This is a genomic window from Streptomyces sp. SCSIO ZS0520 (assembly GCF_025643355.1).
In the GTDB taxonomy this organism is placed as follows: domain Bacteria; phylum Actinomycetota; class Actinomycetes; order Streptomycetales; family Streptomycetaceae; genus Streptomyces; species Streptomyces physcomitrii.
Genome location: NZ_CP092644.1, coordinates 2,521,160 through 2,534,332 on the forward strand (window position 1 = coordinate 2,521,160; position 13,173 = coordinate 2,534,332).

The window sequence follows — 13,173 nt, forward strand, 5'->3', positions numbered from 1 at the left end:
AGCCTGCCCAAGCGCGGAGGCTTGAGACGTGCTCTCTGTATTTCTGCGTGCCCAGCTCATCTTCTAGCCGAGTCCGATGGGTTCGGTAACCGGCTCCCAGGTGATGGTCTTTTTTTTCTTCGGGGCAGCGGTGACCTCGACAAGAGGCAAGATGCTGATAGGTAGTCCAGCATGGCTTGGTCGGACGAGCGTTCAGGCGCTGCGTGCGTGGAGAGCTGCGGTGAGCTGGCGGACGCTGCTGGTCCGAGGGTGGCGTTCGGCGAGTTGCGTGGCGATGCGGCGGATGCCCGGGCGGTCCCGCACCTCTGCGGGGGCTTCTCGGTGAGCGGACAGCAGGGCCGCTGCGGTCTCCTCCGGCTTGCCCCACTGCCACCAGGCCCGCGCCATGTCCGTGTGAAGTCGGCCCCGACGCTCGGCAGTTGGGAACTGTCCGGGGTGGAGGTTCTTGCCCGCGTGGACAGCTGCGCCGGCATCGCCGAGGCTCCAGAGGACCCCGACCTTGTAGAGGGCGACGGACGCTGGAGTCACGCTGAGGGTCTGCGGGCGCTCATGCCGGTCGGCGAGGAGCTTCGCCGCGCGTTCCGCGGCGCGGATCATCTCCAGGGCGCGGTCGCGGTCCCCGGCCTGTGCGGCCGTGTAGGACACGGTGCACAGTATCTGCGCGAAGGTCGCAGCCTGCGCCGGAGTTTTCAGCCCGGTGGCTTCCACCTTGTCGGCGGCGTGAAGGGTGACACGTTGTGCGGTTGCGCCTCGGTCCTCGTGGCGCAGGACGATGCTGAAGGCGCGGGCGGAGGCCGCGGCCGCCAGGGGCGAACCGGACAGGTCGGAGAAGATGTTGGATCGGTCGGCGGTGATCCTGCTGGCTGAGTAGCGGCCGATCTTGGACAGGACCTCGGTGGCGAGGTCGTAGCAGGCGGCGAGTCGTACGTAATCGTCGGCTTCGCCGTCCTCTGCGCAGGCGTGGCCGGTCGCGAGGAGGTTCGGCAGCGCCAGGACGAGCTTGTTGTGGTCGCCGACATCGAAGAGGGCGCGTGCTCGCCGGAACTGGGTCATGAGGTTCGAGACGGTTGGCGCCGAGGTCGGGCCGGGGAGTAGGGCGAGCGACTCGTCGAGTCCGTTCAGGACGGTGAGCGGGACGGCGAGGCCCGCGGCTTGGAGCAGAGAACGGCGCCTCATCGGGTCCTCTTCGGCTTCGATGTGCCTTCCGGCAGTGGCAGCAACCCTAGTGCTCAGCGAGGGGGTTACGCGCAGAACTGCGGCAAGTGCGCTCGCAGGGATGAACAGGGCCTGCGCGAAGTTTCGGAGCATGTCGAGGTCGGTGGCGCTGCGATGCGCGGTCTCCAGCCGGGATACGGCCGAGGCCGAGTACCCCGTCGCCTTGCCGAGGTCGACCTGCCGCCACCCGAGCTCGACGCGCGCCCAGCGGATCAGACCGCCGACGTCGCCTGCGTCGATGAGTGCCCGTGCCCTAGGAGAGTCCCAGTTCGGTGCGTGTGTGTGCATCGCGACTCCCGGCCGAACCAGACAGCGATCAACTCACGGTAGCCGGGCTGCCACTACACGTCGAGGCCGTGTGCGTGATGCGCAAACGGCGTGCGACCGGCGAGAACGTGCTCGCCCCTCCCGGCGGGCCGCGGTGTCCTGAACCTGCGCCGCCCGCAGCATCCCCAAGTCGGGGCGCTGGACGGCGTGACCCTCCATTCGCACTCCGAAAGGAAGATCATGGACAGCCTGCTCAGCACCGAGACCGTCATCTCCGACGACGAACTCCTGCCGATCGAGGTTGGCGGCACCGCCGAACTGACCGAGGGCCAGGGCGGAGGCCAGAGCGAGGACAAGCGACGCGCCTACAACTGCTGACCCCTCCGCGGTGGTGGTGCTGCCCTGCGGCCGCACCACCACCGCACCGTGCGACCCGCCTGGAGGCAATCGTGATCTTCGGAGGATTCAGCACCACACGAGAGGTTCGCCAGCGTCCCGGGAACGCCGAGTTCATCGCCACCGATTCGCCGATCTGGCGGCTCGGACGCTCCCCGGCACGCTGTGTGGCAGCGGACCACGGGCAACGGCGCCTTGTGGTCCTGGGCGAGTGCGGCGCCACCGACGGCGAGTTGAGCCGCCTGGCCACCGCCGGACTGCCGACCGACATCACCTGGCGCTGGCCCGGCGTCTACGTGGTCGTCGAAGAGCAACCGGAACGCACGGTGCTGCACACCGATCCAGCCGCCGCGCTCCCTGTCTATGCGACGCCGTGGCAGGGTGGCTGGGCCTGGTCCACCTCCGCCCGGATACTCGCCCGCCTCACCGAGGCACCCATCGACGGGCAACGGCTCGCCTGCTCCGTACTTGCTCCGTCGGTCCCGGCCCTGTCCGGTACGCGAACCTTCTTCGCCGGGATCGAGCAGCTGGCCCTGGGCAGCCGGATCGAACTCCCCGTTGACGGCAGCCGTCTGCGGGTCACCGTGCGATGGCGGCCCGATCCGGTCCCGGGTGAGCCGTACCACCGTCTGCGCACGGCCCTGACCGAGGCGGTGGCCCTGCGGGTGAACAGGGCCCCGGACTTGTCGTGCGACCTGTCGGGAGGACTGGACTCCACCAGCCTTGCCGTCCTCGCCGCGGTCTGTCTGCCCGAGTCCCACCACCTGAACGCGATCACGATCCACCCCGAGGGCGACGAGAGCGGCGCGGACCTGCGGTACGCCCGCCTGGCCGCCGCGCACCACGGTCGGATCCGTCACCATCTCCTGCCGCTGGCCGCCGAGCACCTGCCCTACACCGAGATCACCGCCGTGCCCCCGACCACCGAGCCCGCCCCCTCGACGCTCACCCGAGCCCGCTTGGCCTGGCAACTCGATTGGATGCGCCAGCACCTGGGCAGCCGGACCCATATGACCGGGGACGGCGGAGACAGCGTCCTGTTCCAGCCGCCCGCGCACCTCGCCGACCTCCTGCGTCACCGCCAGTGGCGACGGACGCTGAGCGAGAGCCTCGGCTGGGCACGGCTTCGCCACACCTCCGTCCTCCCGCTCCTGCGCGGCGCCGCGACCCTGGCCCGCACCAGCCGACGAAGCGGGCTCCAGGACCTGGCCCGCGCCCTTGCCGGAGCAGGACAACAAGGCGACGGCCGCGGCAACGTCTCCTGGTTCGCGCCCCTGCCGCTGCCCGGCTGGGCCACACCCACGGCCCGACGGCTGCTGCTCGACGCGGCCGACGAGGCAATCAGTACCGCAGATCCGCTGCCCGGCCTGGACACGTCGCTGCGCGTCCTCATCGACGAGATCCGCGAAGTCGCCCGCACCGCTGCCGCCGACGCCGAACTCGCCGACGCCCACGGCACCACTCTCCACAACCCCTTCCTCGACCCACGCACCATCGACGCCGTCCTGCGCACCCCCATCGCACACCGCCCGGCAGTCCACTCCTACAAGCCCGCCCTCGGCCACGCGATGCAGGACCTGCTCCCCGGCGCCGTCGCCCGCCGCAGCACCAAGGGCAGCTTCAACGCCGACCACTACGCCGGAATGCGCGCCAACCTTCCCGCCCTCACGGCTCTGGCCGACGGCCACCTGGCCGACCTCGGACTCCTCGAACCGACCCGCTTCCGCAGCCACCTTCGCCAGGCCGCCGCCGGCATCCCGATGCCCCTGGCCGCGATCGAACAGGCTCTGAGTGCCGAGGCATGGTGCCACGCGCACCACGCCACGCCGAGCCCGGCTTGGACTACACAACCGCCGGAGCACCCTCATGCCTGAACTGCCACGATTCGCCACCGCCCCGCGCCACGTCCGAGCTCTGGACTTCGGGCATGTCCTGGTCCTGATCGACTACCGCTCCAACCACGTCCAGTGCCTCCTCCCGGCAGCCGCGGCCCACTGGACGGCAACGGCTCGCACCGGCCGGCTGGACACCATGCCCGCCGCCCTCGCCACCCAGCTCCTGACCTCCGCACTCCTCGTCCCGAGGCCCACCGCAACACCCTGGACCGCCCCCGTCGCTGCCCCGCCCGCACCACCGAGCTGGGGAGGATCCGAGCACCCCGCCGGGACCAGCCGACCCCGAGCGAGGCACCGCCACAGCACCACCGCAGCCGCCGCACTGGCCTGCGTCCTCGCCATCAAGGCCGCAGGACCCACGAGGTACGCGATGCAGCGTCTCACCACCGTGGTGAAGGCCGCCGCGTCAACATGCCGCCGACCGGCCACCCCGGCTCAGGCGACGGCCGCCGCCCTCGCCGTACGCCAGGCGTGCTGGTACTCCCCGGCCCGGACCGCCTGCCTGGAAGAATCCGCCGCCACCGTCATCCTCCTGGCCACGCGGCGGCTGTCCAGCACCTGGTGCCACGGCGTCGCCCCGGACCCCATACGACTGCACGCCTGGGTGGAGACTGAGGACGGCACCCCCGTCGCCGAGCCCGCCTCGACGCTCGCCTACACGCCCGCACTCACCATCGGAGGCCATCATCAGCACCAGCCCTGAGCAAACCCTGTGGATCAGCACCGACACCTGCGGCCTCGGCCCCTACCGCGCCGACCTGGTCGACACGTACTGGCAGTGGGAGCAGGACCCCACCCTCCTCGTCGGCTACGGCCGCCAGAGCCCCCAGTCCCTCGAAGCCCGCACCGAGGGCATGGCCCACCAACTTCGCGGCGACAACATCCGCTTCACCATCTACGACCTGTGCAGCAGCACCCCGACACCCGCCGGCGTCGCCACGCTCCTGCCGGACCACTCCGTACGCACCGCCGAGTACGTGATCATGCTCGCGCCGGAAGCCCGCGGTCGCGGCCTGGGAACCACAGCGACCCAGCTCACCCTCGACTACGCCTTCCACATCACCAACCTGCGGATGGTCTGGCTCAAGGTCCTCGCGCCCAACACCGCGGGCATCCGCGCCTACGAGAAGGCCGGCTTCCGCACAGTCGGTGCCTTGCGGGAAGCCGGGTACTGGCTCGGCAAGGTCTGCGACGAGGTCCTCATGGACGCCCTCGCCAAGGACTTCACCGGGCCGTCCGCCGTGCATGCGGCATTGACCGGCGCCAGTGGCCGTCAGCTCCGCCGAGCACCGTAGAGGAGCCGACTTCGTTGACAGCCACGCACGACGTCCCGACCCCGGTGATCGTTGAAGCGACGTGACTGCCCGACTGGATGCGCCCGCCACGCGCGGAAGGCTGGTTCGCGGATGACCTGGACCGCCTCCCCGAGGCGCCCCGTCACACTGAACTCAGTGACGGAGCACTCGTCTTCGTGATGTGGCCGCGGAGGTCCTGGCACGGGCGCCTCGTGACCTCGCTGACCACCGTTCTCATGGCCCAGGCGCCGTCCGGCTTCGAGGTGGAGCGCGAGATGACCATCCGGCTCGATGCCCGCAACCGCCCGGAGCCGGACCTCTTGATCAGTACCAAGCCCTACGACCCGGACCGCACCTGGTTCGACCCGGCGGATGTCCGGCTCGTCGTCGAGGTCGTCTCCCCCGAGTCCGCCCACCGTGACCGTACGGTCAAGCTGCGCAAGTACGCGGAGGCCGGGATTCCGCACTACTGGTGTGTCGAGGACGAGGACGGGTCCCCGGCCGTGCACGTCTACGAGCTGGACGAGCCGACCCGCGCCTACGCCCCCGCCGGGATCCACCGCGGCTCGCTCCGGCGCCCGGTGCCCTTCGCGATCGAGCTGGACCTGGACGCGCTGACCCCGCCGCGCGGCGGCAACCGAGGCGGCGGCTGACCCCACGGACCCCGCCGCGGTCCCGTCCACGGCGAGGCACCCGGCAGCCGCTCAGCCCCCGCTGGAGTTCGACGGCCCGAACATCTCGATCTCCGCGAGGGCGACCTGCTTCTTCGCGGAGGTGGCGTACGCGGACTCGATGGTGAAGCGGACCTTGGTCACCTCGCCGACGCGGAAGGGGCGGCGCTGGCCTCCGGCGCCCTGGTCCAGGGTGAGTTGACGGGTCTTGGTCTTGCCCTCCTTGGTGGTGATGGTGGCCTTGAGGCGGTGTGGGAGGGCCGACTTGGTGAGTTCGTCGGCCTTGGTGGAGACGCCGGGGGTGATGATCAGGTCCAGGAGGCGGGTCGGCTGGTCGAAGCGGGCCTCGATCCACTGGCCCTCGCCGGTCTGCGAGACGCCGGGGCCCCACCAGGTGTTGTTGACCTTGTCGAAGGCCAGGTCCGGGTGGTGACCCTGGTACGAGCGCGAGGCGCGGATGTCGTCCGGGGCGACCGGCGCGCGCTTGGCGAAGTGGTCCCGGGTGGCCTGCACCCCGGCCGGGATGCTCAGCACGGCCCAGATCAGCAGGCCGAGGACGAGGGCGCCGACGCCCCAGCTCAGGATCCGGTCGAAGGCGCGCCGCAGCGGGGGCCGGTCGCCCGCCCAGGGGACCTCCCGGCGGGAGCCGAAGAGCGGCAGCCGGCGCCACCACGGGCGGTGCTGCGCCTGCTGCGCACCGTTCCGCTCCATCGGCATCGCGCAGCGGGTGCAGAAGCGGCGGTCGGGGCGGTTGGGGGTGGCGCACCACGGGCACGGCAGCCCGTGCTCGTGCCCCTGCTCGTACCCGGGCGCGCGGACCTGGGGCCGCTCGGCGAGCGGGCGGCCCGGCAGCACGGGGGCCACCGACTGGACCGGGGCGGGCCGGTGCTGCGGGTCCTCCACCGGGACCAGGAGGGAGCGGACGCGTTCGGTCATCGACTCACCGGCGGCCGGTACGGGCTCGGTGGGCGCGGTCTCGTCCGCACGGCGGGGTCCCGGGGCGGCGGGGTTTGCGTGGGGGGTGGGGTTTGCGTGGGGGGGGGGGTGGGATCCGCCCTGGGGTGCGCCTTGGACCGGATGGCCTGCTGCCTGGGCGGAGTCGGGTTCGTTCCGCTGCGAACCGGTCGCGGGCCAGGAGGAGTTGGGTTGACCTTGACCCGAACCGGCCCCGGGCCAGGACGGGTTGTCGTGTCGATACGGGCCCGAGGGCTGGCTGTCCGGCCGGTACGGACCGGCGGACTGGGCGCCTGCCCGGGAGACTCCGGAGGACTGCCCCGAGGGGGAGGCGCCGGAGGACGGGCCGCCCGCCTCGGGCGGAAGCGGCAGGGAGGCGCTGTGCGGCGCGGGCGCGGGCACCTGCGGCGGGAGCGCGCCACCACCGAAAGGCCCGGCGCCACCGGACTGAGCGCCACCGCCGGAGTGCCCGCGACCGCCGGAAGCACCACCGCCGGAAACACCACCTCCGGGCGCGGTGGGCCGCCGATACGGACCGTCCTCCGCCGACCCCCCGGGCTGCTGCTGCGAACCGCCCCCACCCGAGGCACCCGAAGTACCCGAGGCATCCGGGGAGTTCGAGGATGCCGAGCCCCCCGGCGTCGCCTCGTCCCCACGCCCCGTACTCCGCCCCGGCCCCCGTCCCGTCCAGCTCAGGACCGCGCCGCAGGCGTCGCAGAAGGACTGGCCCGGTTCTGCCCGGGTGCCGCATTCGGCGCAGTTCTGGGAGGTCATGTCTGCGGAGTCCTTTCGGCGGGGGTCACCTTGACCGTGAAGGGCATATGGGCGGGGCGGGCGGCGGCCACCAGGGCGGAGAGGCGGTGTGCGTCCGCCGGTTTCGGGTCGGGCAGCCGCAGGGCGACGTGCAGGCTCGGGCGCGGGACGCCGGGGAAGCGGCCGAGGGGACGGGCGCTCCAGTCGGCGCCGCCGCTCTCGGTGATCTCCGGTGCCACGCCGAAGGCCAGCCGTACCGTCTCGGCGAGTCCGCGCCGGGTGCCGCGTACCCGGTGCAGATACGCGGCGGCGGCGACCGCGGCGCGCAGCCGGGGCTCCGGTTCGCTGCCGTCGGTCTCGGCGCCGACCCAGCCCGCCAGCCAGCGGGTGAAGTCGACCGGGGCGAGAGCGGGGTCGAAGTAGGCGGGCAGGCAGTCGAGGACGTTGAGGATGGGGGCGAGGACCTCGTCGAGTCCGCCGACGAAGCGCTGGGCGAGGTCGTCCTCGGCGAAGACCGCGGGCAGCATCGCCCCGATCGGCGCGGAGGAGCCGAGCCCGTCCACCGAGCCCCTCATGAGCCGTCCCCGATGACCCGGACCCGGTGGTCGAAGGAGAAGACCAGGGCCGGGGCCTCCAGGTCGATCCGGTCGGTGGGGTCGCCGCGCTTGCCGGTCAGCGGGTCGGCGGGGTGCAGGGTGACCTGGTCGACGAGTTCGACGCCGGGGACGCGTTGCAGCACCGCGAAGACCTCGCCGGACTGGACCGGGCGGCCGAAGGGCCAGCCCTTGCCGTCGGCGCCGCCGGTGAGCGGGTCGAGGTGGCGGTAGAGGGCGTCGTGGGCCTGGCGGCGGACCCGGTCGGTGTCCACCCCGCGGAAGGCGTGCACGGTGGCGACCACGGTGACGCCCTGGTAGTACGGCGGGCCCACGGCGAGCCGGGTGCCGATCAGCCTGCGCTCGTCCAGGTGCCGGGTGATGCGCTCCAACAGGGCGTCCCCGGGCACGAGTTGCTCGAAGCGGAGCCGTCCGCCGGGGTCCGGCACGGCCTGCGGGACGACCAGGACCCGTACCGCGTAGGAGCCGTAGTCGCTCTCCTTGCCCTCCAGGCAGGTGATGCGGGCGGTCTCGGGCGCGGCGCGGCGGGCGAGTTCCTCGTAGTCGCGCAGGGTCACGGCGCGTTCCTGGGCGCGCAGCGTGATCGGGGCGCGGACCTTGGCCTCCTCGACGCTCTCGCCGTCGACTCCGCCGCGGGCGGCCTCGCGGTTGACGACCTCCGAGACGTACGGGACGGAGGTGCGCAGCACCCGGACGGCGCCGCGGGCGACATTGCCCTTCCGGCCGCCGCCGGTGCGGTAGCGGCGGGCGCGCAGTACGGCGCCCTTCTCGGGGACGGCGCCGTACTGGCGCAGGGTGCCGTCGGGTTCGCGGACCGAGGGGCCGAAGGCGATCTCGCCGGTGGCCGCGTCCAGGGTGAGGTGGCGGTCGGCGGGGCCGGAGGCGGCGAAGTGCGGGACGACCCGCCAGTCCTGCCAGCCGCCCTCGGGCCCGGCGCTCTGCAGCAGCAGCGGCGGGTCGTCGCCGACCACGGGCGCGTGGGCGAGCCGCAGCCGCTGGCCGGGCAGCCCGGTGGACTCGCCGAGGCCCTCGTCGTCGACGGTCTCGGCGTGCACGGCGGGCGCGGTGCCGCCGATGGTGAAGGCCTCGGCGGCGCGCACGGTCGGCGAGGTGGTGTAGAAGGGCTGGCCGGGCAGGGGTTCGGTGACGCGGCAGCGCAGCCAGCCCGCCTCCTGGCCGCCGGAGCGGGAGAGCAGATGGCCGCCGGGGATGTGCAGGATCAGCTCGCCGGGACGGTTGAGGCCGCCGGTGCCGTCGCGCTCCAGCTCGCACTCCTGCCAGCCGTCCGCGGTCCAGGCCTCCCACACCAGCGGCGGCTGGCGCGGGTCCACGCCGACGCCGTCCACCCGGCTGTCCAGCTCCAGGGCCACCGCGCAGTGCGGGACGGCGGCGCTCAGCCCGAGCAGCATGCAGTCGCCGGGGCGGGGTGCCTCGGCGAAGCAGAGCAGGTCCTTGCCCGCTTCGAGGTCGCTGGTGCGGTCGGTGACCGCCTCGCCCTGGTGCTGGACCACCAGGTGCCGCAACTCGCTGGGCACGACGGTGAGTTCGCGTTCGGTGGCGAAGACCACCGCGTCGTCGCCGTCGCCGCCGAGGGTGGCCGCCTCGGTGCCCAGCGGCAGCAGCACCGGGTCCTCGTGCGGCGCCGAGAGCCAGAAGGTGAGGTCGGTACGGGCCGCGGACGGCGGGAAGAGGGTGATGCCGACCAGGTCGAGGAAGGCCAGGTGGTTCTTCTCCGGGACCCGGTTGAGCCGGTAGACGATCTGGTCCGCCATGTGCGCGACCGTCTCGACCAGGGTCACCCCCGGGTCGGAGACGTTGTGGTCGGTCCACTCCGGCGCCCGCTGCTGGATGTAGCGCTTGGCATCGTCCACGAACTGCTGGAAGCGGCGGTCGTCGAGGTTGGGTTGGGGCAGTGCCATCAGCGGTCGCTTTCGGAAAGGGCGCCGGATTCGGCGTCCGGGTCCTCGTGGGAGGGGATGACGTAGAAGGGGAAGACCAGGCTGCGCGGGTTGTTGGTGCCGCGGATCGCGTAGCGCACGTCGATGAAGAGCACGCCCTGCTCCTCGCCCGCGGTCACCTCCACGTCGTGCACCTCGATGCGCGGCTCCCAGCGGTCCAGGCTCGCGTAGACCTCGTGCTGGATGCGGCCCGCGGTGGCCTCGTTGACCGGTGCGAAGACCAGGTCGTGGATGGCGCAGCCGAATTCGGGGCGCATCGGCCGCTCCCCGGGCGCGGTGGCGAGCACCAGCCGGATCGCCTCCTCGACCTCGCGCTCCCCGCTGACCAGGGCGATGCCCCCGGTCGGCCCGATCCGCAGCGGGAAAGCCCACCCGGACCCGACGAACTGTTCCGCCACAGCCCCTCACCGCCCTTTCGTACGTGTCGTGTCCGGTGCGCAGATCTCGTCTCCCGGCGCCTCGCGCACCGGTGTGCGGGCCCGCATCTCACGGCCCGATCGGGGGCGGCAGCGGCTTGCCCTTGTAGGTGAGGGTGGAGACGATGCTCATCAGGCCCGCGCCCATGGTGATGTTCGGCGAGGTCAGGCTGAGCACCCCGATCGCGCTGACGTTGACCGCGCCGGTGCCGTTCACCGAGACCGCGCCGAGCGCCTTCAGGGAGAGCGCGCCCTTGGCGTCCACGTTCACCGGGCCGCCCAGCGAGCGCAGGTTGACCATGCCGGTGCCCTGGATGTTGACCATGCCGCCGCTGCGCAGGGTCAGGGTGCGGCCCGCCTTCAGGGTCAGATCGGTGCCCGCGCTGATGGAGACCGAGCGGCTGCCGGTGATGGCGACCGTGCCCTTGCTGTCCACGGTGATCTCGGTCTTGGCCCGGTCCAGGTTGATGGTCAGCCGGTCGTTGCCGGTGCTCAGCCGCACGCCCTGCTTGCCCGCCGGGCCGTTCGGGCTGCTGAGCAGGTCCATCCGGTTGCCCTCCCGGTCGGAGAGGGTGTGCCGGGCGGCCTTGTTGCGGGCGCCCGCGTAGAGCGGCTCCTTGACCTTGGTCGGGTCGTCCTTGCCGTTGTAGAGCCCGCCGATGACGTACGGGTGGTCGAGCGCGCCCCGGTCGAAGCCGACCAGCACCTCGTCGCCCACGTCCAGCGGGAAGATCGAGCCGCCGCGCTTGCCGCCCCACTGCACCACCCGGGTCCAGTCGCTGACGTAGGCGTCGTCCAGCCACGGGAACTGCAGCTTGACCCGGCCCTGCCTCTTCGGGTCGGAGACATCGGTGACCAGGGCGCTGACCGTGCCCGGCAGCCGCAGCGCCTGGTCGCCGCCGCCGGAGGCGAGTCCGTAGAGCGAGCGCCACTGCTGGCCGCTGACGGTGATCCAGGTCTCGTAGTGCCTGCCCTCGCCGAAGACGTGCCGGACCGAGGTCGGGGTGTACTTGCCCGCGAAGGGCTCGCCGACGTCGGCGAGGGTCACCGGCACCCCGGGGCGCAGCCAGGGCGCCCCGCGCACCACGACCTCCAGCTCCGCGAGCGAACCGCTCACCTCGGCGTCCAGCGCCTTGGCGGCGGTGCGGGTCTCGGCGGGGCTGTCGTAGGGGGTCCGGGTCTCCACCAGCTTGGTGTTCTTCAGCTTGGTGGAGGCCTCGGTGGGGGTGACGCCGATGCTGATGCCCGGGTTCGGCTGCACCTTCAGGGTGGTGGTGGCCTTCTTCTTCTGCGCCACGTCCCAGCCGCGCGCCTCGACCTTGCCGTACTGCTCGGCGCCGGAGACCGCGGAGCGCAGCCGCAGGATGTCGATACCGGCCTTCAGCTCGAAGCGGTTCTTGCGGCCCGGCGCGCTCGGCGCGGGCGCCCCGCTGGCCTTGTCCGGCACCGCGAACTGCAGCTTCCCGCGGGAGTTGACCCACAGCGCCATCTCGTTCTCGTCCGCGAGCCGCTGGAGGAAGTCCCAGTCGCTGACCCCGGACTGGCTGATGAACTCGTACGCCGGCGCCTTCGTCGACTCGACCCGGCCGAGCGGGATCCGCGCCTCCCCGGCGAGCTTGGTGGCGATGGTGTCGGCCTTCATCTGCCGGTACGCGGCGACCCGGCGGCGCCGCATCAGCCGGTGCCCGAGGTCGTAGCCGCGGATCACCGCGAAGCTGCCGGTGCCGTCGTAGTCGGCCTCCATCGCGCAGACCTCGCCGGTCAGCAGCGGGCCCGCGGTGGACTTGCCGTCCGCGACCGGGGTGATGACCACCTCGCTGCCGAACTTCACCTTCAGCTCGCCGAGCACCCGGCGGTAGGGATCGCGGAAGAGCAGCCGGAAGGCGGCCGGGACCCCGACGCCCTGGTCGACATAGGCCTCGGTGAGCAACGGCTTCTGGTCGGTGGTGAGTTCGCGCCCGTCGATGGTGACGACAGCGATGCTGGAGTAGGCGGGGGTGCTCACGCGTGCCGCACCTCCTCCACGGCGGGCAGCACCAGTTCGGTGCCCGCGGGCAGCCGCGCCGGGTCGTCCAGGCCGTTGGCCTCCGCGATCGCCCGCCAGACAGTGGCGTCCCCGTACTCCCGCCAGGCCAGCGACTGGAGCGAGTCCCCCGCCACCACCTGGTGCACCCGCTGCGCGGTGAGCGCGCCCGAGGTCGGGTTCTGCCCCTTGGTCTTGCCGGGGATCTCGTGCAGCCGCACCTGGCAGGTGGCCCGGATCGGCACGCCCGTCGTCCCGAAGAGCGAGTACGAGGCCTCCACGCTGCTCACATACGCCGTGAACCGCGCGGTGGAGAAGGAGCCCCACTGGAGCACCACCCAGGGCGGCGAGGGCTGCTTGGCCGCGATGCTCCGGCTGGTCACCTCGCAGCAGGCGAGCAGCGACTCGACCTTCTTCAGGACCGTGTTGCTGCTCGGCTTGTCGGAGGAGTCCAGGAAGATCTCCACCGTCATCTCGCGCGGCTCGGGCCCCATGAACTCCGGTATGGAGCCGTCCCGTACGGCCACCGTCGGCGTCGCCTTCCACTGCGCCCGTACGGAGAGCGAGAGCTGCGCCGGGTTGAAGTCGAAGGCGAACGACTTGATCAGTCCGCCCGGTGTGGTGCTCGACCCCACCGGCGGTTCGTGGATGGCGAGGCTCGCGCGCACCAGGCTCTTGCCCGCGCCGCCCTTGCTTCCCTTGGCCATGGTTGTGCC

General features: G+C 72.2%; 12 protein-coding genes. 5 read left to right on the forward strand and 7 right to left on the reverse strand.

Annotated features, from left to right (window positions below):
* Positions 1 to 192: 192 nt before the first annotated feature.
* Positions 193 to 1,503 (reverse strand): helix-turn-helix domain-containing protein, encoded by a 1,311-nt coding sequence (locus MID12_RS09270; RefSeq protein ID WP_040248806.1) that lies wholly within the window; start codon positions 1,501 to 1,503, stop codon positions 193 to 195.
* A 219-nt stretch (positions 1,504 to 1,722) separates the two neighbouring features.
* On the opposite strand from MID12_RS09270, the gene albA reads away from it, so the two are divergent.
* The 5 genes from albA (at position 1,723) to MID12_RS09295 (ending at position 5,721) form a co-directional block, all read left to right on the forward strand.
* Positions 1,723 to 1,860 (forward strand): lasso peptide albusnodin, encoded by a 138-nt coding sequence (gene albA / locus MID12_RS09275; protein WP_103055247.1) that lies wholly within the window; start codon positions 1,723 to 1,725, stop codon positions 1,858 to 1,860.
* A gap of 71 nt (positions 1,861 to 1,931) precedes the next feature.
* Positions 1,932 to 3,752, forward strand: coding sequence for an albusnodin/ikarugamycin family macrolactam cyclase (locus tag MID12_RS09280; RefSeq protein ID WP_040248810.1), 1,821 nt, complete (start codon positions 1,932 to 1,934; stop codon positions 3,750 to 3,752).
* Positions 3,745 to 4,476 (forward strand): lasso peptide biosynthesis B2 protein, encoded by a 732-nt coding sequence (locus MID12_RS09285; RefSeq protein WP_040248813.1) that lies wholly within the window; start codon positions 3,745 to 3,747, stop codon positions 4,474 to 4,476. Before MID12_RS09280 ends, MID12_RS09285 begins: the two co-directional genes overlap by 8 nt.
* Positions 4,477 to 4,483: 7 nt before the next feature.
* Positions 4,484 to 5,068 (forward strand): GNAT family N-acetyltransferase, encoded by a 585-nt coding sequence (locus MID12_RS09290; RefSeq protein ID WP_052482215.1) that lies wholly within the window; start codon positions 4,484 to 4,486, stop codon positions 5,066 to 5,068.
* Positions 5,069 to 5,145: 77 nt separating this feature from the next.
* A complete protein-coding gene (locus MID12_RS09295) occupies positions 5,146 to 5,721 on the forward strand; it encodes a Uma2 family endonuclease (protein ID WP_263166058.1) in 576 nt (191 codons plus the stop codon).
* A 51-nt stretch (positions 5,722 to 5,772) separates the two neighbouring features.
* Here MID12_RS09295 and MID12_RS32405 read toward each other — a convergent pair whose 3' ends face one another.
* From MID12_RS32405 to MID12_RS09325, 6 genes are all read right to left on the reverse strand, one after another.
* Positions 5,773 to 7,467, reverse strand: a complete 1,695-nt coding sequence (locus MID12_RS32405; protein ID WP_263166060.1) for an NADase-type glycan-binding domain-containing protein — start codon at positions 7,465 to 7,467, stop codon at positions 5,773 to 5,775.
* Entirely contained in the window at positions 7,464 to 8,021 is a 558-nt protein-coding gene (locus MID12_RS09305; RefSeq protein ID WP_040248819.1) for a phage tail protein, read from the reverse strand. The genes MID12_RS32405 and MID12_RS09305 overlap by 4 nt, the downstream gene beginning before the upstream one ends.
* Positions 8,018 to 9,979, reverse strand: a complete 1,962-nt coding sequence (locus MID12_RS09310; RefSeq protein WP_040248821.1) for a putative baseplate assembly protein — start codon at positions 9,977 to 9,979, stop codon at positions 8,018 to 8,020. Before MID12_RS09310 ends, MID12_RS09305 begins: the two co-directional genes overlap by 4 nt.
* Positions 9,979 to 10,416, reverse strand: coding sequence for a GPW/gp25 family protein (locus MID12_RS09315; protein ID WP_263166065.1), 438 nt, complete (start codon positions 10,414 to 10,416; stop codon positions 9,979 to 9,981). The genes MID12_RS09310 and MID12_RS09315 overlap by 1 nt, the downstream gene beginning before the upstream one ends.
* 88 nt (positions 10,417 to 10,504) lie before the next feature.
* On the reverse strand, positions 10,505 to 12,439 hold the full coding sequence (locus MID12_RS09320; RefSeq protein WP_263166068.1) for a VgrG-related protein: 1,935 nt from the start codon (positions 12,437 to 12,439) through the stop codon (positions 10,505 to 10,507).
* Positions 12,436 to 13,164 carry a LysM peptidoglycan-binding domain-containing protein gene (locus MID12_RS09325; protein WP_040248829.1) on the reverse strand — a complete coding sequence of 243 codons (729 nt, stop codon included), beginning with the start codon at positions 13,162 to 13,164 and terminating at the stop codon, positions 12,436 to 12,438. Before MID12_RS09325 ends, MID12_RS09320 begins: the two co-directional genes overlap by 4 nt.
* Between the last annotated feature and the right edge of the window lie 9 nt (positions 13,165 to 13,173).